At 58.4% G+C, this 16515-nt stretch carries 27 protein-coding genes and 1 tRNA gene; 8 read left to right on the forward strand and 20 right to left on the reverse strand.

The features are described from left to right. Positions 1-7 precede the first annotated feature (7 nt). The 4 genes from pheT to QMK50_RS24140 all read left to right on the forward strand — a co-directional run bounded on the left by pheT (position 8) and on the right by QMK50_RS24140 (position 3195). The gene (gene pheT, locus QMK50_RS24125) at positions 8-2386 is read left to right on the forward strand and encodes a phenylalanine--tRNA ligase subunit beta (RefSeq protein WP_320334153.1); all 2379 of its coding nucleotides are present in this window, start codon (positions 8-10) and stop codon (positions 2384-2386) included. Between the two features lie 3 nt (positions 2387-2389). Further along, on the forward strand, positions 2390-2692 hold the full coding sequence (gene ihfA, locus QMK50_RS24130) for an integration host factor subunit alpha (protein WP_002553164.1): 303 nt from the start codon (positions 2390-2392) through the stop codon (positions 2690-2692). Beyond that, on the forward strand, positions 2673-3029 hold the full coding sequence (locus QMK50_RS24135; protein ID WP_027620568.1) for a MerR family transcriptional regulator: 357 nt from the start codon (positions 2673-2675) through the stop codon (positions 3027-3029). The genes ihfA and QMK50_RS24135 overlap by 20 nt, the downstream gene beginning before the upstream one ends. Positions 3030-3118: 89 nt before the next feature. Continuing rightward, positions 3119-3195: transfer RNA gene (locus QMK50_RS24140), tRNA-Pro, on the forward strand. Between the two features lie 82 nt (positions 3196-3277). On the opposite strand, the gene QMK50_RS24145 is transcribed toward QMK50_RS24140, so the two are convergent. The 6 genes from QMK50_RS24145 to QMK50_RS24170 form a co-directional block, all read right to left on the reverse strand. Next, positions 3278-4429 carry a tyrosine-type recombinase/integrase gene (locus QMK50_RS24145; RefSeq protein ID WP_320334550.1) on the reverse strand — a complete coding sequence of 384 codons (1152 nt, stop codon included), beginning with the start codon at positions 4427-4429 and terminating at the stop codon, positions 3278-3280. After that, entirely contained in the window at positions 4330-4746 is a 417-nt protein-coding gene (locus tag QMK50_RS24150; protein ID WP_320334154.1) for a hypothetical protein, read from the reverse strand. Before QMK50_RS24150 ends, QMK50_RS24145 begins: the two co-directional genes overlap by 100 nt. Positions 4747-4796: 50 nt before the next feature. Next, positions 4797-4946, reverse strand: coding sequence for a hypothetical protein (locus tag QMK50_RS24155; protein WP_320334155.1), 150 nt, complete (start codon positions 4944-4946; stop codon positions 4797-4799). Positions 4947-4995: 49 nt separating this feature from the next. After that, the gene (locus tag QMK50_RS24160) at positions 4996-5352 is read right to left on the reverse strand and encodes a hypothetical protein (protein ID WP_320334156.1); all 357 of its coding nucleotides are present in this window, start codon (positions 5350-5352) and stop codon (positions 4996-4998) included. Continuing rightward, on the reverse strand, positions 5349-5933 hold the full coding sequence (locus QMK50_RS24165; RefSeq protein WP_320334157.1) for a hypothetical protein: 585 nt from the start codon (positions 5931-5933) through the stop codon (positions 5349-5351). The genes QMK50_RS24160 and QMK50_RS24165 overlap by 4 nt, the downstream gene beginning before the upstream one ends. 219 nt (positions 5934-6152) lie before the next feature. Then, on the reverse strand, positions 6153-6572 hold the full coding sequence (locus QMK50_RS24170; protein WP_320334158.1) for a hypothetical protein: 420 nt from the start codon (positions 6570-6572) through the stop codon (positions 6153-6155). A 98-nt stretch (positions 6573-6670) separates the two neighbouring features. On the opposite strand from QMK50_RS24170, the gene QMK50_RS24175 reads away from it, so the two are divergent. Both QMK50_RS24175 and QMK50_RS24180 read left to right on the forward strand, forming a co-directional pair. Further along, complete coding sequence (locus QMK50_RS24175) at positions 6671-6940, forward strand: hypothetical protein (protein ID WP_320334159.1); 270 nt, start codon at positions 6671-6673, stop codon at positions 6938-6940. Between the two features lie 111 nt (positions 6941-7051). Further along, complete coding sequence (locus QMK50_RS24180; RefSeq protein ID WP_320334160.1) at positions 7052-7582, forward strand: hypothetical protein; 531 nt, start codon at positions 7052-7054, stop codon at positions 7580-7582. Here the strand turns inward: QMK50_RS24180 and QMK50_RS24185 are convergent. Beyond that, positions 7572-8450, reverse strand: coding sequence for a DNA adenine methylase (locus tag QMK50_RS24185; protein WP_320334161.1), 879 nt, complete (start codon positions 8448-8450; stop codon positions 7572-7574). The two genes, QMK50_RS24180 and QMK50_RS24185, sit on opposite strands and share 11 nt — an antisense overlap. A 106-nt stretch (positions 8451-8556) precedes the next feature. On the opposite strand from QMK50_RS24185, the gene QMK50_RS24190 reads away from it, so the two are divergent. After that, complete coding sequence (locus QMK50_RS24190; RefSeq protein ID WP_320334162.1) at positions 8557-8991, forward strand: hypothetical protein; 435 nt, start codon at positions 8557-8559, stop codon at positions 8989-8991. On the opposite strand, the gene QMK50_RS24195 is transcribed toward QMK50_RS24190, so the two are convergent. The 12 genes from QMK50_RS24195 to QMK50_RS24250 all read right to left on the reverse strand — a co-directional run bounded on the left by QMK50_RS24195 (position 8961) and on the right by QMK50_RS24250 (position 14963). Further along, positions 8961-9317, reverse strand: coding sequence for a hypothetical protein (locus QMK50_RS24195; protein WP_320334163.1), 357 nt, complete (start codon positions 9315-9317; stop codon positions 8961-8963). The genes QMK50_RS24190 and QMK50_RS24195 overlap by 31 nt on opposite strands. 78 nt (positions 9318-9395) lie before the next feature. Then, positions 9396-9857 (reverse strand): hypothetical protein, encoded by a 462-nt coding sequence (locus tag QMK50_RS24200; protein ID WP_320334164.1) that lies wholly within the window; start codon positions 9855-9857, stop codon positions 9396-9398. Then, positions 9854-10096, reverse strand: a complete 243-nt coding sequence (locus tag QMK50_RS24205) for a hypothetical protein (protein ID WP_320334165.1) — start codon at positions 10094-10096, stop codon at positions 9854-9856. The genes QMK50_RS24200 and QMK50_RS24205 overlap by 4 nt, the downstream gene beginning before the upstream one ends. Next, positions 10093-11727, reverse strand: coding sequence for a YqaJ viral recombinase family protein (locus QMK50_RS24210; RefSeq protein ID WP_320334166.1), 1635 nt, complete (start codon positions 11725-11727; stop codon positions 10093-10095). The genes QMK50_RS24205 and QMK50_RS24210 overlap by 4 nt, the downstream gene beginning before the upstream one ends. Beyond that, on the reverse strand, positions 11724-12479 hold the full coding sequence (locus tag QMK50_RS24215) for a recombinase RecT (protein ID WP_320334167.1): 756 nt from the start codon (positions 12477-12479) through the stop codon (positions 11724-11726). Before QMK50_RS24215 ends, QMK50_RS24210 begins: the two co-directional genes overlap by 4 nt. Before the next feature lie 153 nt (positions 12480-12632). Next, complete coding sequence (locus QMK50_RS24220; RefSeq protein WP_320334168.1) at positions 12633-13004, reverse strand: hypothetical protein; 372 nt, start codon at positions 13002-13004, stop codon at positions 12633-12635. Beyond that, positions 13001-13204, reverse strand: coding sequence for a hypothetical protein (locus tag QMK50_RS24225; RefSeq protein WP_320334169.1), 204 nt, complete (start codon positions 13202-13204; stop codon positions 13001-13003). Before QMK50_RS24225 ends, QMK50_RS24220 begins: the two co-directional genes overlap by 4 nt. Next, positions 13201-13392 (reverse strand): hypothetical protein, encoded by a 192-nt coding sequence (locus QMK50_RS24230; RefSeq protein WP_302098363.1) that lies wholly within the window; start codon positions 13390-13392, stop codon positions 13201-13203. Before QMK50_RS24230 ends, QMK50_RS24225 begins: the two co-directional genes overlap by 4 nt. Next, positions 13389-13814 carry a hypothetical protein gene (locus tag QMK50_RS24235; protein WP_320334170.1) on the reverse strand — a complete coding sequence of 142 codons (426 nt, stop codon included), beginning with the start codon at positions 13812-13814 and terminating at the stop codon, positions 13389-13391. Before QMK50_RS24235 ends, QMK50_RS24230 begins: the two co-directional genes overlap by 4 nt. Next, positions 13811-14071: a hypothetical protein gene (locus QMK50_RS24240; protein WP_320334171.1), complete on the reverse strand. Its 261-nt coding sequence runs from the start codon at positions 14069-14071 to the stop codon at positions 13811-13813. Before QMK50_RS24240 ends, QMK50_RS24235 begins: the two co-directional genes overlap by 4 nt. Before the next feature lie 22 nt (positions 14072-14093). Further along, the gene (locus QMK50_RS24245) at positions 14094-14291 is read right to left on the reverse strand and encodes a hypothetical protein (protein WP_320334172.1); all 198 of its coding nucleotides are present in this window, start codon (positions 14289-14291) and stop codon (positions 14094-14096) included. A 441-nt stretch (positions 14292-14732) separates the two neighbouring features. Next, the gene (locus QMK50_RS24250) at positions 14733-14963 is read right to left on the reverse strand and encodes a hypothetical protein (RefSeq protein WP_320334173.1); all 231 of its coding nucleotides are present in this window, start codon (positions 14961-14963) and stop codon (positions 14733-14735) included. A gap of 258 nt (positions 14964-15221) precedes the next feature. Between QMK50_RS24250 and QMK50_RS24255 the strand changes: the two genes are divergently transcribed. Further along, positions 15222-15722: a hypothetical protein gene (locus QMK50_RS24255; RefSeq protein ID WP_320334174.1), complete on the forward strand. Its 501-nt coding sequence runs from the start codon at positions 15222-15224 to the stop codon at positions 15720-15722. A 420-nt stretch (positions 15723-16142) separates the two neighbouring features. Here QMK50_RS24255 and QMK50_RS24260 read toward each other — a convergent pair whose 3' ends face one another. Beyond that, positions 16143-16391 carry a DUF1654 domain-containing protein gene (locus QMK50_RS24260; protein WP_320334175.1) on the reverse strand — a complete coding sequence of 83 codons (249 nt, stop codon included), beginning with the start codon at positions 16389-16391 and terminating at the stop codon, positions 16143-16145. Positions 16392-16515: the final 124 nt, after the last annotated feature.

Here is a 16515-nt window from a genome sequence, read left to right on the forward strand (position 1 = left end):
GAGCAGGATGAAATTCAGTGAACAATGGCTGCGCGGCTGGGTAAGCCCGCAGGTAAGTCGCGACGAGCTGGTTGCTCGTCTGTCGATGGCCGGTCTTGAGGTCGATAGCGTTACCCCGGCCGCCGGTGTGTTTAATGGCGTCGTAGTGGGCGAGGTGCTGAACACCGAGCAACACCCGGACGCTGACAAGCTGCGCGTGTGCCAGGTCAGCAACGGTGCCGAAACCTTCCAGGTCGTGTGCGGAGCGCCGAACGTGCGCCCGGGCCTGAAGATTCCGTTCGCCATGATCGGTGCCGAACTGCCAGGTGACTTCAAGATCAAGAAAGCCAAGCTGCGTGGCGTCGAGTCCAACGGCATGTTGTGCTCGCAAGCCGAACTGCAGGTGGGTGAGGGCAATGACGGCCTGATGGAACTGCCGGCCGATGCGCCGGTGGGCGAAGACTTCCGGGTCTACCTGGGCCTGGAAGACGCCAGCATCGAGGTCGACCTGACCCCGAACCGCGGCGACTGCCTGTCCCTGGCTGGCCTGGCCCGTGAAGTGGGCGCGCTGTACGCCGCTGCGGTAACTCGTCCGGTGGTTGCTGCCGTGCCTGCCGTGCACGACGAAGTGCGCTCGGTAGAAGTGCTGGCACCCGCCGCCTGCCCGCGTTATCTGGGCCGGGTAATCCGTAACGTCGACCTGTCCAAGCCAACGCCGCTGTGGATGGTCGAGCGTCTGCGCCGCGCCGATGTGCGCAGCATCGATGCCGCCGTCGACATCACCAACTACGTGATGCTCGAGCTGGGCCAACCGCTGCATGCCTTCGATCTTGCCGAAATCAACGGCGGGATCCGCGTGCGCATGGCTGAAGAAGGCGAAAAACTGGTCCTGCTCGACGGTCAGGAAGTCAGCCTGCGCGCCGACACCCTGGTCATCGCCGACCATACCCGTGCCCTGGCAATCGCCGGTGTGATGGGTGGCGAACACAGTGGCGTATCCGCCACGACGCGGGACATTTTCCTGGAAAGCGCGTTCTTCGACCAAATCGCGGTTGCTGGCAAGGCCCGTTCCTACGGCCTGCACACCGATGCCTCGCACCGCTACGAGCGCGGCGTGGACTGGCAACTGGCCCGTGAAGCCATGGAGCGCGCCACTGGCCTGCTGCTGGACATCACTGGCGGCGATGCCGGCCCGATCATCGAGACCCTCAACGCGCAGTATCTGCCGTCGATCGCGCCGATCACTCTGCGTGCCCAGCGCATCACCCAGATGCTCGGCATGGAAATGGATCCGGTCGAGGTCGAGCGTCTGCTCGGCGCCCTGGGCCTGACCATCGCGGCGGACGGGGCAGGGCAGTGGCGCGTTGAAGTGCCAAGCCATCGCTTCGATATCAGCCTGGAAGTCGACCTGATCGAAGAGCTGGCCCGCCTGTACGGCTATAACCGCCTGCCGGTCCGTTACCCACAAGCGCGCCTGGCACCACAAGCCAAGGCCGAAGCCCGTAGCGACCTGCCTGAGTTACGTCGTCTGCTGGTAGCCCGTGGCTACCAGGAAGCGATCACCTACAGCTTCATCGATCCGAAACAGTTTGAACTGTTCAATCCGGGCGTTGAACCGCTGCTGCTGGCCAACCCGATCTCCAACGACATGGCAGCCATGCGCTCGTCCTTGTGGCCTGGTCTGGTCAAAGCCCTGCAGCACAACCTGAACCGTCAGCAGGATCGCGTGCGCCTGTTCGAAAGCGGCCTGCGTTTTGTCGGTCAGCTGGAAGGCCTGAAGCAAGAGCCGATGCTCGCCGGTGTAGTCTGCGGTAGCCGTCTGCCGGAAGGCTGGGCACAGGGTCGCGACGTGGTGGATTTCTTCGACGTCAAGGCAGACGTGGAAGCAGTGCTGGGCTTCGCCGGTGCACTGGACTCGTTCACCTTCTCCCCTGGCAGCCACCCGGCATTGCACCCGGGTCAGACCGCGCGCATCGAGCGTGAAGGTCGCGAAGTCGGTTTCATCGGCGCGCTGCACCCCGAACTGTCGAAAACCCTCGGTCTCGACCGTCCGGTGTTCGTCTTCGAGCTGGTATTGGGCGAAGTGGCCTTGGGCAAAATGCCTAAATTCCACGAGTTATCGCGCTTTCCTGAAGTACGCCGTGACCTCGCGTTGCTGGCCGACGCAGGCGTTGCCGCCAGTGCCGTCATGGATGTAATCCGTGAAAATGCAGGCGAATGGCTGACAGACCTCAGGCTCTTTGACGTTTATCAGGGTAAAGGCATTGATCCTCATAGAAAAAGCCTTGCAGTTGGCTTGACCTGGCAGCATCCATCGCGCACTCTTAATGACGATGAGGTGAATACCACGACGCAAAACATCCTCACCTCGCTCGAACAAAGGTTGAACGCCACGTTAAGGAAGTGACGTATGGGGGCTCTGACGAAAGCTGAAATGGCGGAACGTCTGTATGAAGAGCTGGGCCTGAACAAACGGGAGGCCAAGGAATTGGTCGAACTGTTTTTTGAAGAAATCAGGCACGCTCTTGAAGACAACGAACAGGTGAAGTTGTCCGGTTTCGGCAACTTCGACCTTCGGGACAAACGCCAGCGGCCTGGCCGCAATCCGAAAACGGGAGAAGAAATCCCGATCACGGCTCGCCGTGTGGTCACCTTTCGTCCAGGGCAGAAGTTGAAGGCCCGAGTTGAGGCTTATGCTGGAACCAAGTCATAACGACGAGCTTCCCGTCATCCCAGGCAAACGCTACTTCACCATTGGTGAAGTCAGCGAGTTATGTGCGGTAAAACCGCACGTACTGCGCTATTGGGAGCAGGAGTTTCCTCAACTCAACCCCGTCAAACGCCGCGGAAACCGCCGGTATTATCAGCGCCAAGACGTGCTGATGATCCGGCAGATCCGCGCGTTGCTTTATGACCAGGGGTTCACCATCGGCGGCGCACGCTTGCGTTTGTCCGGCGATGAAGCCAAAGACGACACCACCCAGTACAAACAAATGATCCGCCAGATGATCTCCGAACTCGAAGATGTGCTGGTGGTCCTCAAGAAATAAAATTCTGCTTTTAAATACTTCCAGTTTTCAAAAGCTTGCGTTATATTCTTGAGCGTTCGTCGAGAACAGCAACAGGTAACACGCCTAGTCGGGGCGTAGCGCAGTCCGGTAGCGCACTAGCATGGGGTGCTAGGGGTCGAGTGTTCGAATCACTCCGTCCCGACCATATTTTTCAATGACTTAGCCGCTTTCGAGCGGCTTTGTTGTTTCTGCCATAGTGACTTTCCGAGTGACCCTGGCGTTTTCGTTCATGCTTCCCTCCTTTTCAGAATCGTCAGCGCTGGTGCGCGCGAGTCGGTTGCTGAAACCTTGTTTGCCGCCGCAATAAGCTGATCTAGTTCCGCCGCCGAGTAGTGGCTGGTGATGCTTCCGTTCTTGTGGCCGAGCAGCGCTTTCCGATCTTCCTCTGTCACACCTGCCGCACGTAGCCTTCTCCCAAAGGTGTGCTTCAAGTCGTGAATGCGGATCCTGGTAAAGCCGTCATGTGCCGGCCGCAAGAACTTCTCCTGCCACTTCTTTGCCGCTCTGATCCGCGCCTTCTTCCAGGCCGAGTCATTCATACGGTGAACAGTCGTTTCATCCCCCTCGCCATCTGGCTTGCCAAACGGGAACACGTAGAGCGGATGCTTGCCGCGCTGCTTCTCGATCACTGACTTGGCAACGTCATTCATCACGACCAGACGCTCGTCTCGGTTTTTCACGCCAGACCTGGCACTCCTCCCTCCAAATCCAGCTGGGATCAGGAACACACTCGTCCCCAGTTCCGGTACCGCAATCTCCCAATTCCACTGAAGTTTGCAAACTTCCTGCTCGCGGCACCCGGTGTTGACCTTGAACATGGCCATGGTCTGAAGGTGCGCCGGAAGCTCCGCGAACAGAATCGACTGCTCTTCCCACGAAAGCGGGTAGGGCTTTCGGCTATTCGTTTTCTCGTCCAGCAAAGAGATCATCGGTACGACGTCGAGCAGTGGCCGGCGTTCCTCGTCACGCCACTTACGGGCGCACAGGTTCAAAACCCGGATCACTCGCTGCAGTGCAATGTTCACCGTTCGATTCGTGACAGGCTTCCCTTCGGCCGGATTAAGCTTGGACCGAATGTAAGGGGCGAGCGCGTCGTCATCTATATGGGTGAGCGGCATTTCCCCAATAAACGGGTCGAGCTGCTTCATATAAGTGGCCGAGATGTGGATTGAGGCTTGATCCTTCACCTCAAGCAGGAAGCGCGTTGCCGCTTCCCGCCAAGTCCTCACCCGCCGAACGCCGTAGACCTTCTGCTGGCGCAACTGCTCCAGCTTGTGGATCAGGTACTGCTCTGCTTCGGCGCGGTTACAAGTGCCAGTACTCTCTTGAATTCGTTCTCCTCTGTACTTTTTGTCGATCTTCCAGATGCCGTTCGGCATTTGCTGGAGGCCGGTGATTGCTTTTTGGGCCACGGCGTTTCTCCTTGCTTCTTGCCCTGGCGCTCGCTGCGAGGGCGATTGTTGTCCTGATTGGCCGCCTTTTCAATCGACTTGCTCTCGACGTAGGCATCTGCCCATGCGTCGAGCTCCAGTCGGTCAAAGCCGATGCCCTGTTTCCCGATCGGGAATTCCCGAACGTTTGGCCTGACCGTCTTGTTGAATTCATCCCGGCACATGCCAAGGTAGCCATAGGCTTCGCCGGCGCGAATGAAGCGCGGGAGGATGGGCGCGACCTGGGCCGCGCTTCGATTGGACATAGGGATTCCTCGCCCGCCGTTCACCGGCAGGCTGGTAGGGGGAAGAGGGGTTACTTGCGGCGCTGGAAGTCAGTGCAGCGGACGATCACGGTTTGAGCGTCCCGGGCGAGCGCCGGCATGGTGCTGAATGGAAGGTGGCTGCAGTTGCGGTGGGCATGGGTGCAGGTGCGACACATGCCGCCTTTGGGTTGATGTGTCATCGCCGCGGCCCCTTGTAGCAGTACACGTAGGCGAACCAGGCGAGGGCGATCATGGTTTAACCTCGCTGGCAGGCAAGAGCTCGCCGGCCAGCTCCGCAGCCAAACCGACTGGCCACCAGTACCGCGCTCGCTGGTAGTCCGGATAGCTCTCTTCGCGAATCACCAGCCCTTTACGCCGAAGAGCCTTGAAGATGCTAAGCACAGATGGTGCCGATACGCCCAGGCGGTGCCCAACCTGAAAGGTAAGGCCGCCCATGCCGAACACGCACGCCTGGTCACCAAGTGCCAACTTCTCGCAATCCTTCTGGTGCAGATATGGCTGGGTGTCGCGATAGAGGTAGGCATTTTTCCGGCCGATCTTGCGCAACTCGTCTAGGACGCTCTGCTGTTTCTCTGTCAGCTTCATGCCGCCACCCGTGCAGCCATGACCCCATCAATGAATGGCTGCGGCAGCGAGGCGGCGAACTTCCCCTCCGACCATGACAGTGGCTCTGACTGGCGGATCATTTCGTTAAGCAGTTCGAACGCCGCCACCAACTGCTGATCACGGACCTCGCCATCCTCTGGCAGGTCGTCGCTGAAAACGTCAGACGGATCGATCTCGCGGGGCATGTTCGGCTCGCAGATGCAAAGCTTCAGGTCGGCAAGGTCGATGTCGCTGTCCAGGATGTAGTCGCGCAGGCTGTCTTCGTCGAAGAAGTACTCATCGCCGTCGAAGATAACCAGCGGCTCGCCAGCCCATTCCTTGATCGGCATCCCCGCGAACTTCGCCTGGCGACTTTCTTGGTAGCACTGCTGGCAGTAGCTGCGTATTTCGTAGATCGGGTGATCCGGGTTTTTCTCGCAGCGGCGATGGGTGGCGCCGCACCAGCGGGCCATATGCTCATCGCTCCCCCAGAAACGGCCGTCGGCGCCAACCCAGCCGGTGACGGTTTGAATGCTGGCTGCTTCCTGGGATTCATACATCACCACTTTTTCTTCAGGCATGACTTCGTCCTTTGCCGCTATAGCGGCTGACTTTGAAGGGGGAGGGAGTAGATTTGCTGGTGGAGTACAGATGTACTCTTGTCGGGATTAGGCCGATTCGATGGCTGGGTGTGTCTCGTTCCAACGTTCGAAGGCTTCCTACGTCGTAGCTGCTTCGATCTTCTCGTCGCACTGGTTGCACGCCGCCACACCGCCAGAGGCGCCGACATCGCGGTGCCCTTATTTGCACGGGTTCATATGCCAGTCATCATCCTTTATGGATTCTGGTTCTGGATATTCAGGGCGGGCCGGCGGATAGGCAGGAGCGGTCATCGCCTGGTCAATGGCTGCGCGAAGATTCTCGCTGTAGTTCTCGCCAATGACGCGCTCGAACGGCTTATCCATCCAATGGCCGACGACCTCGATGTTGATGTTGCTATCGCCGGCGTCGCCGTTAGGGCTGCTGTCGAAGCGGACATCCCAGCAATTCGATTCCAGCGCGTCCAGCCGGTGCTTGTCGCGTTCCAGTTCATCAATCCGCTGATCCGCTGCGTTCAGGCGCAGCTGCAGGGCGTCACGCTCGCGGATTGCCTGGGCATGCTTGCCGCGCCAGTGCAGCAATGCATCCAGTTCCTCTTTCGATTGGTTCAAGTTGCTCATGGGGCGTCCTATGCCGGGGCATGCCCGGGCGGTGGCGTGATTTGAATTTGTGGGCTATTGCTTGATAACTCGGCACAGGGCCGGTTCAAGGAGCGGAGATGTCCAACAAGTATTGGCAGTCAGAGCTTTGGGGCGATGATCCTTCGGACGTTTGCCATAAGCACGACGCAGAGCGTGGCTTTGTCATCACGGTAAGGCTCAGACGCCAGAGCAAGCATGAAGGCATTATGCTGACCCAGCTGTTTCATCCCAGTGGGGCAAAACACTCGGAGCATGTTTTCGATATCTCGGACGATTCTGACTATCAGGCGATCCAGCACGGTATCGGTCATGGTGAGTGGTTGGCTCGCGGAGCCAGACCGAAGTAAGCATCAAGCTCAGCTCAATAGGTGAGGCGGGTCAGACGCCGACCTCGCCGGCTGCCGTGATTCGTTGAGATGAGGTATTACGGCAATGCGATCTATCGACGTGAGATTTGTATGACTGAAGAAGAGAAGCTCCAGCACTTTGGCTGGTTGTTAGTTGATTTAATTTATGATCTATCCGTAGCGGCGGTGGTGTTCAGGGATTATCTGAGCCATGAGGCTATTCCGAAGAATGGGCTGATGTTCCAAGGGGTCGCGAGGATGTGTAAGTTTTCAGTCATCATCGCGTTATGCAAGCTTCATGATGCGCTGAGGGATAATGGTCGCGCAATCTCCAAGTTTCCTGACGAGCTTAAGGCGGAAATTAAAGCATTTAGGCGCTACGCAGCAGAAAAGAGCTTGTTTACGATCCGGAGCAAGTTTGCAGCGCATAACTTCGATGATTTTGGTAACTATACGTATGACGATGGCAATCGTTTGTTCAATAACCTTGTTGGATCGACCTTAGGTGAGAACACGGCCTTCTTTGAATTTATTAACCCTGCGGACCACAAAAACTCAGTTGGCACCATGTCTCACTTCGTCACGGATTTAAGGGACTACGTCAAAACTCTTGTTGAGCTTCCGCCGCGAGTTAGGGCCTAGGACACGCGAGTTGCTCATGTTCGAGGCCGAGATCCAAGCCAATCTGGCTGACCCGATTGACACAAGCCGGGTTCAGCCAGATGCATTCCGTTCGGTTGGCAGTTCCTCGTCCAGCAGATATCCGTGCTGATGTGCTGTAGTTGGTCCATCCCGGTAGCAGCTCGGCATACAACTCGCTGGGGTAGCCGGACAGTACGACCATTCCTTCTAGATCGAGCAAAACGCCGAGCAGGTCGCGGTGTGCCGCATCGTCCATCTCATGCTTGTAGTACCGGCCGCTCGACGCGCCTTTGTACCTGGTTTCGTGCACGTAGGGCGGGTCGACGTAGTGCAAGGTTTGCGGGCCATCATGGGCGGTGATGACCTCGATCGCCGGTCGGTTCTCTATCAGAACACCGCTGAGGCGCTGGCCAACCTCGGCAAGCTGTTCTGGGTACGCCGCCCACAGTGCCTGGGCTGTGCCGTACTGCCGCTTCGTGTCGATGCGAAAGCCTGTAACACCTTTGGTTGCGCCGGCGGACCCGAAACCCATCTGTGCTCGGATGATCGTTCGCCGCGCTCGCTCGATCGGTTCGGCGCTCATCTCCCATGACAATTCGAACTCTTCGCGGGAGTAGGGCGTGAAGACAAGGCGCTCTGTAAGTCCCGATCGCGTAACCGGATCCTGCAGGACACGGAATAGATTGACGATGTCGCCGTCCAGATCGTTGTACACCTCGGCATACGCTCGAGGCTTTTGCATCAGTACCCCGGCCGCGCCGCCGAAGGATTCAACGTAGCAGGTATGCGGCGGGAAGTGTTGCAGCACCCAGGGCGCAAGTCGGAACTTGGCACCGTGGTAGCGGATGACCGGTGCGGTGATGGTCATAAGTGATTTCCAGTCAGGCGCCGCCCCCCGTGACCGGTGGTGGCAATTTGGTTTGGGTTGGGGTATTACGGGTGGCCGGTATGGGGCCGGATAAGAGGAACTGTGAGTGGATTTAGTGGTGTTCAGTGAGAAGTACAGTGGGATAGTCGGCGTGATCGTCACGATTGCGATTGGCCTGATAGGGCTATTTCATTACCTTTCGATCAAAAGAGCAGAGGAGCGCGGACGGCAATACGACCGATACCACAAGTTGTTAGAAGACCTGAACATTAGCCCTCAAGGTGATGCCCCGTTCATTGATAGGCAGCTGGCCGTAGTGTTCGAGATGAGAAACTTTCCTGAGTATTTTCCTGTTTCCCTGAGAATCCTCAAAAGATCTTTGCCTCGTTGGAAATCGCTTCTGGATGGTTCGAGAATGACTGCGCCAATGTTTAAAACTGCGGTCAACACTCTCTTCGATGAAGCTGTTTTGACCATCAAATACATTGAAAGAAAGCAGAATGAGCGAAGCTATCTCTGTTCAGATACTGAAAATGTGTAATGCGTAGGTGGAAGCACCTCATCGCCAGGATCTTGCTGAATCATCTGCAGGCTCTTCCGGTGAAAAGCCAGCGACACGTTTTGGGACACCTCAATAACGTGTCGCGGCGGATCAAGCATCGGCAGGCACTTTTGAGGCCCTAACTCATGTAGCCGGTGAATCATCAGCGTGATGGCCTCGCCCTGTTCCTCGATGCCGCTCCAGGCCATCAGCTCAGCCAGGGCCTGGCGGGTGCCGGCCATGCAATGCAGCCGGATTTCTTCCTCGCCGCGGCTCTTTCGCTTCGCCGCAGTCTTAGCTGATCGGTCTTTCTGTGCGGCAGCCATGTCCGGCCTCCTGTAAATCGCTGGCCGGCAGTGCGAGCCAGGTTTGTCGTTTGCGTTGCTGGATGCGGGCGAATCGCTTCATGCCGCGACCTTCTGCTGGTTCCAGGCACCAACCGCTTCAAATATCCGTGCGGCGTGATCCTCGTCGAGCGACGTTGATTCGGGAATGGCGATCCAGCCAGAAGCCACCATCTGGCTTTGATTGGCCGAGTCGCGCAGATTCTTGTAGCAATGCTCGATCACGTCTTCCAGGTGGTCGGAGAGGTAGACGCCATCGGGCGCCACCTCAATGGATTTGCTGTAGCGGTCGCCGCGGACATCAATGCAGAGAGCGCTGAGGTAGATCGTCCACCGATGGGCAATGCCGCAAACCGCCTGGCCGATCTTCCCCGGCGCGATGTTCTTCAGTGACTTGTAATTGATCATGCCCTGGCGGCCGCTGGGGTCGATGTTCACCACTGCGACGTGATTGGCGGCCAGCAGCGACCGGCAGGACCGGTCAATGCGGGCTTTTAGGTTGTGGGGTTTGCGCTTGCTCATAATGCCTCCGCGAGTTTGCGCAGCGCGTTACGCTCAGCCCTTGAAATTGGAGGCTTGCGGCGCTTGAGGATGGTTTCGGGGTCGATCTTTTCCGAGCGTTTGGCGGGATCTGGATTAATCACCGGGCTTTTACCGATGGTGTATTTCCCGCCCGCTGCCAGGTGTTGCTGGACCTGAAAAGAAAGCTCCAGCGCTTTCTCGCGCCGGAACTCGATATCCGATCTGAGGTTGCTGATCATGCTGCCGCCTGCACCAGCCTCACGCCGGCCATGCTGAAGTTTTGACCCTGATCAGCAACCATCGCATCGAGCGCTTCCCAGTTGACGGTCAGCACAGAGATAGGCGCCTGCCCATAGGCCACGGCTTTGACCAGATCCAGCAGGTCGAATACTTCGGCCTGAAGGTTCACCGCCTGGTGCGCTGGCGCGGTCACCGACTTGGGTGCCGACTGTGCCACCGGTGCGGACTTGATCGGGGCCGGCGTCACAACTGGCGCAGGCTCAGTGACAGGCTCTACCACCTGCTTCGCCTTGGCATCCTCGATCTTCTGCAGTTCTTCCTTGCGGATCTGCTCACGCTGGGCTTCGGCCTTCTGTTCTTCGGCTTTCTGGTGCTCAGCAATCCGAACCTTGATCAGCGCGACCAGGTCGTCGTTGGCCTTCATTACCAGTTGCTGAGCATCGACGAACAGGAAGGCATGGTCGACGGCCAGGGTGCGCAGGCTTTCGAGGCTCAGGCGAATGTGGTCGGCCATCTGGCTGGCGTCGATCTTCGCTCGGGCCAGCTCGGTATCAACGGCATCCTGTAGGCTCGCGATGGTGCGCTTGTTCTTCATGGCGCCGGCGAAGTCGGCGGTCACCGCAGGCAGGGTCACTTTACCCAGGGTCTTGTTGATGGCTGCGACGTGATCCGTCAGTGCGTGTTCGGCCTTCTGCTTGATGTTGGTCTTCACCAGCAGCTCTTGAGCCTTCACCAGCTTGTCGACCTTCAGGCGCGTTTCCCGGGCGTGCTGGCTGATGCGGTCCAGCGAGCAGAAGAGTTCGTCGATGGTCTGGGTTTGTGACAGCGCCTGCTTCTTCGCCGTCGTGACCGCGTCCTCAACATCTCCGCACCACTTCACAGCCTTTTTCGCGTCCGCGAAGTCCTGGTCGGTGGTCAGCGTGGTTTTCACCGAATCGATGACCGCCAGAGCCGATTCCTCAAACACTTTCAGATTGCTGGCGGTAACCATGCCGGTCAGTTCAATGCGCAACGCTGGCAGCTCGTCCGGGGCCTTGCCGACGACGATAGACGGGGCATCTGCCAATTCGTGGCCGGCGAGATCCGCCTCGAACTGTTTCCAGCCTTCGACTAGCTGCGCGGCGCGGCCGGCAACCGGGCGATATTCCATGCTGACGAAGTTCTCGGCGGTGCCGTCGGAACACACGAAGATCACGCGCTCGGCGCCGCTCACCAGAAGCTGCTGCTCGAGTTGCCAGTAATAGTGCGGGGCCAGGTCTTCCGCCTTCACCTGAGCCACCAGCGATTCGTTCCAGAGCTTGTGCTCGAACAGCGTCTCGCCGAGCATCGTCGCGCCATCCATCGAGGCAAGCAGGTTGCCCAGGGTACCTACGACCGGATAAAGCTCTTCGCCGATCATCGCTTCCACCAGCGGCCGGGCCAGTGCCTCAGTGGCGTGCCCTCTGTCGAAGATGTGCTGCTGCGCCGGGGTCACGTCAGGAGCAATGCCGGTCTTTTTCAGCGTCAGCAGGTCAGTGCGAGTCTGGTACTTCGAGACCCCCTTCATTGTCGGCGCTTCGGATGCGGTGAAGTGCTGGCCGCGCAGGGCGTGCCACTCGGCTGATCCCTGGGCTACGTTATGGATGATCATGCTGCTTCTCCTTCGAGTGGTTTCAGCTGGTTGATGGCGTCGATTTGCTCGGCGGTAAGCGTGTATTTGCTGCTGACGGTGGCGATCAGGTGCTCAGGCGATGACTTGCCGTCTTCGATCGCCTTGCGCCACTTCGGCAGATTCTCGGTCAGCTTCTCATCCGGATATGCTTCAAGCTTGGTCGGCGCAGCGATCTTGGCTACGCTGGCGAGCGGCTGGCCGTTATCCCGCTCTTTCGGCATGTCCTGCAGTTCTTCGGCGACCGGCATGCCGCGCAGCACATCAGGGAACACGTCACGCAGGGCGAAGGCACGGGCGCGCATCTGGCGCATGCGTTTTGGGTGTTGCGTCCATGGGCCAGCCTTACCGACGAGGCCGGCAGTCTTGGCGTCATCCATGGTGTAGATCCGCACCTGCTCGTTCTCGCCGCGGCGCTTCACTCGGCAAGTGGCTGTGTGGCCGTCGTCTTCCTCGTACACGTATTCGCAAAGAGGCGAGCCGCGCACCAGGGCAATAACTGCATCACCCCAGAGCGCCGGGCGCCCGTTAATGACCGCGATGTTCTGCATCGCTTGCAGTGGCTGCAGTCCCAATTCCAAACCCCACTGGATTGCCACCAGGATGTTGCCCGGGTTGCCGAGGAACTCCTTCGGCACAATGGTCGACTTGGCCAGGATCTCAGCGAACTGCATGGCCTCGCTCAGCGACGAAGGGGTAAGGCTGAAGCTTTGCTTGACGGTTAGATCAGACACGGGGATTCCTTCCGCCATGCAGGCGGCGTATGAGTTCGAGTTATTGGGTGAGCTGGCCGGAGTAGGCGCTTGCCAGCATCCAGGCAGTGAAGAGGAGAAGGGTGATGGCTGAGCCTCGCCAGAAGCAGTAGCGCTTGGCGCGCTGGTAGGAGGTCATGGCCATGGCCTCAGTTGCTGAAGCACCAGTTCATGAAGCGCCTTTCCGTCGCGGCTGATGCGTTGCCCACGAAGCTGCCACTTTTTCGTGCTGGGCCAGCAGTCGATCATTCGCCCGTCGGGAAGCGTCAGCACGACGTGGTAGCCGTTGTTGTGCTTCTTGTGGGCAATGCCGGTCCGGGATAGCCAGCCTTCAAAGCGCTGCATGGCTTCGGCCTTCATGCGCTTTTTATGACCTTCGGGGTTCGGCTCGCTACCTTCGCCGCCACAATTCCGGCAGCAGCGCGGATAACCAACATCCTCGCCGATGAGCTGGCAGCAGCTCATGCAGTGGCTGCCGTCCTCGATGTTGTCTTCGTAAAAGCTCACGCCTTCACCTTGTACGCGACAGTCCACTCACCGCACATGCAGGCCCGACCACTCCAGGCGTGAACGTTTGGGATGCCAGCGTCATGAGCCAGCGAAAGGGCGCCCAGCCATTTGGTGTGGGTAAAGGCCAGGATCATGCGGTCGGCGGCCAGCTCTTCGATCTGCTCGTCGATCAGCGTTTTAACCGGTGGCGTACTCATGCGAACTCCTTGCGCTGCCTGCAATGCTTCAGCAGACGCTGGCAGTAGTGGCTGAATTCTTCGAGGGTGATCAACTGGTCGGTCATCAGGTTGGTGATGATCTGCTGGACCAGAATGCTGTTGCCGGGCGGGCAATCGGGATGCTCAAGCCCGGCCAGGGCCTCATCGATGAGGATGTACGGGCTCATAGCTCTTCGTCCTCTGCCTGGGCAATCAGCGCATCATCGACAAGGGGCCGAAGTAGGCCCTCTGCAATTTCACCGAGAATGCCCAGTGGGTGTCCGCTGCGGCCCAGCAGTTCCGCCGTCGATGTCTTGTCGACGTTGCCGCGCTCCGCGGTGATGAGCAGCCATCCCAGTGCCGATGTCTCGACCTCGCAATCAGCAAGGCGCCTGTTCACGTGCTCATCGACAGCAAGGGCGAACTGTTCGGCGGTCACACCTTGAGGCTTGCGCATGCGGCGCTGGAAGGCCACGCCAGAGCCTCGAAGCAGGTCTTCGGCGGCGTTGTACAGCCATTCGGATCGAGCACGCTCCCGGCTGCTCTCGCTCACTGGAGGCGGCAACTTCGCTTCGTGCATGGCCTGACAGATATTCAGTGCTGCGTTCATGGCTTGACCCTCGGGTTTTGCGCTCGGTAGCGGCGCATATAGCCGCCGGTCAGGCGCCGCATGAGTACGGCGTTGCGTTCTTCTTCGTGGTGCCAGCAGGTGAGCCATTCGCCACCCATCGAGCCGTGATCCATATACTCGCAATCGCAGCGGGTGTTGATCAGCGCTCGGGCTTCGGCCTTGCATGCTGATTTCAGCGTGAGGTAGCGCCTACCGCCGCCTTTGAAGACGACAGCCTGTGATGATGTGACGGTCATGGTCGCCTCCGGTGGCGGCGGGTTATGCGGCAGGAGCGGCCGGTAAGGCTTCGCGGAAACGAGACGGGCTCCAGTCGCAAGACTCATCAACCGGGATGTGGCCGAACATCAGCGTGCAGCGGCGGCAATGCACGCAGTCGCCGCAGGTCTTGCCATCTGGCAAATTCATTTGGTCAGCGTTGTCCGCCGAGCGTGGAAGTGGAGCGCGCTGCTCACTCATGACTTTCTCCATTCGTTGGTTCACCTGCATTCGTCAGCACTCATGCCTCCCGCTGATTGCCGTTGGGCGCGGGGTGAGTGCTGGCGGATAAAGGCGGGTAATAAAAAGCCCGGTGCGACCCGGGCTTACCTCTCTTTCATGACGAGCCTGCCGGGCGCATGGGGCGTCGGGCAGGAATTGGGCTAGTCCATGGTGGTGATCTCCGTTGTTCGCTCACTGGGAAGGCAGCGGCCACCTATCAAGCTGTGATTGCAGGGGGCCGCGTTGCGCGGTGCAGAATCGTCCGCATCGGGGTGTGATCTGGCAGGTGCCAATCTCTGCATCAGCCCTGTTCATTGCTCGGACTTCGCTGCGTGGAAGCTCGCTGCTTGGCGGCAGGATTCAGATCACACTCCGATGCGGCCTGGTGCTGGGGAGTACCAGGTGCTCGGGCAGTTATCGTCAGGCTGACGTGGCGCTTGCCTTCATCTTTGCCACCGCTTTGCTGACGACTTTGGGCATTTTCTTCTCCCTGATCGCCTTGATTTGGCTATCCGTCAGCATGTCCGCCATGTACAGATCTGTAATCGCATGATTCAGGCGATCAAGGCGCTCAGCCTCTTTTGTATCCATGCTCGGGAACTGCTCGGCGAACGATCGAGCAGCCCAGCCCTGTTCAAATGTTTGCGTCATCGTCCTGCCCTCCGTTGATTTCCAATGCCGCCTCATAGAAGCGGCATCAGTAAATCTGTTGGTGCTTCATCTCCACCACGCGCATCGCCCGATTCATATCTCTGGCCAGGTCACACATTTCGTGTTCGGTGTTCTTCCTGGCTGGCTTGCGTGGTTTCGCGTTCTCCCTTGTAGGGAGCCCGGCCAGTTCCAGAGCTGGCATGGCGCCGACGGGTCACTACTGATAATCTCGGCCAGATCAACAAGAGATCTCATGGCATGGACGATAAGAATCTCGCAGTGCTTCAGCAGTTGCGCGAAAGCATGCAGGCGCAAGTGGCCGCTGATCCGTCTGGAACACCGCTTTCAGTTTCATGGCTTAAAAGTCTTGCCAGATCGTTAACCGATCCCGAACCAAAAAAATCAAATAAGACAAAGAAGAGAAAAACCTCGAAGGCCAAGCCTCCAGAGGAGCCGACTCCCAAGCCGATAAATCACCCCGCCAGTCACAAGAAGCAGCGGCAAGAAATTCTTGAAACTCAAAAACTCAGGGCACGGCTGAAAGCGGACAAGGCGTTAGCAGCTAAGTATCGCGACTGCAGAGAGTGCGGTCGGCCAGTTCTTGTTGGCGAACACATCTCGCTATCACCACTTCGGTGCGAACGGTGCAGATCACGCGATGGGCAATTCGACTTGGGGCTTAGGTCTTCGAGGGAACCGATGTTCACCGATATAACGATTGTCCCTGGGGGAGCCCCAGGACTTGGTAAGCGCAAGTAGAAAACACCTTTCAGTTACCTCCTGGTAGTCATCCCAGAACGCCCTGTCACCAAGGCGCTCCAGTGATGCTCTCCGCCGTGACCCGCTACTGGCGTCGGTCTCCGGACTGAATCAAATATCCCGTCTCACCATTGGCGCCGATTCCTCGATTCGCCCCAGCTCAACTCTCCGTCTTGCTTAAAGATCTTTGTTCCAGTCGGTCCCCGGTTGGGGGCTGGGAGATCACTTCGCTGATCCCGTGCTACCTGGCGGCTTCACCAGTCGTGTGGCGGGCCTGTTGAGGTCCTTCGCAGTCCCTGTAGCGCTGCGATGGGTGAGCAATACCGCCGGTATTGTGTATTGGTCAATACCTCCGGTCATATTATTTTCGACGATCCAAAAAAAGCCCGCACAGCGGCGGGCAAAGAGGGGTGGGTGAATTCAGTCTTCCTTGGGTACCGTCCAGAAAATATGCACTGCACCATCATCGCGGTGGGCAATGGTCACGTTATCGTTTTCGGCGATCTCTTCCAGGATGCGATCCCAGTCCTCGGGCGAGTCGTTCGCAGCTCGTTCCAAAAGGGCAGACTTTGATGCCTGCGATCGAGGGGTGTTGATGATTTTATGGATTCGCATACCGAGCAACTCATAAGAGGTCGGGGGTTTTGGTGCTTGCTTTGCCTTTGCCATCACAGTGCTCCTTTGCTGTATGTGCGTACAGTATTTTAGCGAGTCGAAATTGGCAACAGTGGGCGGAGTACATTTGTGCTCTTGCGATGGGCGAGCAACAAAAAGCCCGCTCAATGGCGGGCTC

Origin of the sequence: Pseudomonas sp. P5_152, assembly GCF_033989915.1 — a bacterium.
In the GTDB taxonomy this organism is placed as follows: domain Bacteria; phylum Pseudomonadota; class Gammaproteobacteria; order Pseudomonadales; family Pseudomonadaceae; genus Aquipseudomonas.

Excerpts from the sequence above, each read along its gene's own strand:
- pheT (WP_320334153.1), top strand. The coding sequence starts at position 8 with ATGAAATTCAGTGAACAATGGCTGCGCGGCTGGGTAAGCCCGCAGGTA.
- ihfA (WP_002553164.1), top strand. The coding sequence starts at position 2,390 with ATGGGGGCTCTGACGAAAGCTGAAATGGCGGAACGTCTGTATGAAGAG.
- QMK50_RS24135 (WP_027620568.1), top strand. The coding sequence starts at position 2,673 with ATGCTGGAACCAAGTCATAACGACGAGCTTCCCGTCATCCCAGGCAAA.
- QMK50_RS24145 (WP_320334550.1), bottom strand. The coding sequence starts at position 4,429 with ATGCCGAACGGCATCTGGAAGATCGACAAAAAGTACAGAGGAGAACGA.
- QMK50_RS24150 (WP_320334154.1), bottom strand. The coding sequence starts at position 4,746 with ATGTCCAATCGAAGCGCGGCCCAGGTCGCGCCCATCCTCCCGCGCTTC.
- QMK50_RS24155 (WP_320334155.1), bottom strand. The coding sequence starts at position 4,946 with ATGACACATCAACCCAAAGGCGGCATGTGTCGCACCTGCACCCATGCC.
- QMK50_RS24160 (WP_320334156.1), bottom strand. The coding sequence starts at position 5,352 with ATGAAGCTGACAGAGAAACAGCAGAGCGTCCTAGACGAGTTGCGCAAG.
- QMK50_RS24165 (WP_320334157.1), bottom strand. The coding sequence starts at position 5,933 with ATGCCTGAAGAAAAAGTGGTGATGTATGAATCCCAGGAAGCAGCCAGC.
- QMK50_RS24170 (WP_320334158.1), bottom strand. The coding sequence starts at position 6,572 with ATGAGCAACTTGAACCAATCGAAAGAGGAACTGGATGCATTGCTGCAC.
- QMK50_RS24175 (WP_320334159.1), top strand. The coding sequence starts at position 6,671 with ATGTCCAACAAGTATTGGCAGTCAGAGCTTTGGGGCGATGATCCTTCG.
- QMK50_RS24180 (WP_320334160.1), top strand. The coding sequence starts at position 7,052 with ATGACTGAAGAAGAGAAGCTCCAGCACTTTGGCTGGTTGTTAGTTGAT.
- QMK50_RS24185 (WP_320334161.1), bottom strand. The coding sequence starts at position 8,450 with ATGACCATCACCGCACCGGTCATCCGCTACCACGGTGCCAAGTTCCGA.
- QMK50_RS24195 (WP_320334163.1), bottom strand. The coding sequence starts at position 9,317 with ATGGCTGCCGCACAGAAAGACCGATCAGCTAAGACTGCGGCGAAGCGA.
- QMK50_RS24200 (WP_320334164.1), bottom strand. The coding sequence starts at position 9,857 with ATGAGCAAGCGCAAACCCCACAACCTAAAAGCCCGCATTGACCGGTCC.
- QMK50_RS24205 (WP_320334165.1), bottom strand. The coding sequence starts at position 10,096 with ATGATCAGCAACCTCAGATCGGATATCGAGTTCCGGCGCGAGAAAGCG.
- QMK50_RS24210 (WP_320334166.1), bottom strand. The coding sequence starts at position 11,727 with ATGATCATCCATAACGTAGCCCAGGGATCAGCCGAGTGGCACGCCCTG.
- QMK50_RS24225 (WP_320334169.1), bottom strand. The coding sequence starts at position 13,204 with ATGAGTACGCCACCGGTTAAAACGCTGATCGACGAGCAGATCGAAGAG.
- QMK50_RS24230 (WP_302098363.1), bottom strand. The coding sequence starts at position 13,392 with ATGAGCCCGTACATCCTCATCGATGAGGCCCTGGCCGGGCTTGAGCAT.
- QMK50_RS24235 (WP_320334170.1), bottom strand. The coding sequence starts at position 13,814 with ATGAACGCAGCACTGAATATCTGTCAGGCCATGCACGAAGCGAAGTTG.
- QMK50_RS24240 (WP_320334171.1), bottom strand. The coding sequence starts at position 14,071 with ATGACCGTCACATCATCACAGGCTGTCGTCTTCAAAGGCGGCGGTAGG.
- QMK50_RS24245 (WP_320334172.1), bottom strand. The coding sequence starts at position 14,291 with ATGAGTGAGCAGCGCGCTCCACTTCCACGCTCGGCGGACAACGCTGAC.
- QMK50_RS24250 (WP_320334173.1), bottom strand. The coding sequence starts at position 14,963 with ATGACGCAAACATTTGAACAGGGCTGGGCTGCTCGATCGTTCGCCGAG.
- QMK50_RS24255 (WP_320334174.1), top strand. The coding sequence starts at position 15,222 with ATGGACGATAAGAATCTCGCAGTGCTTCAGCAGTTGCGCGAAAGCATG.
- QMK50_RS24260 (WP_320334175.1), bottom strand. The coding sequence starts at position 16,391 with ATGGCAAAGGCAAAGCAAGCACCAAAACCCCCGACCTCTTATGAGTTG.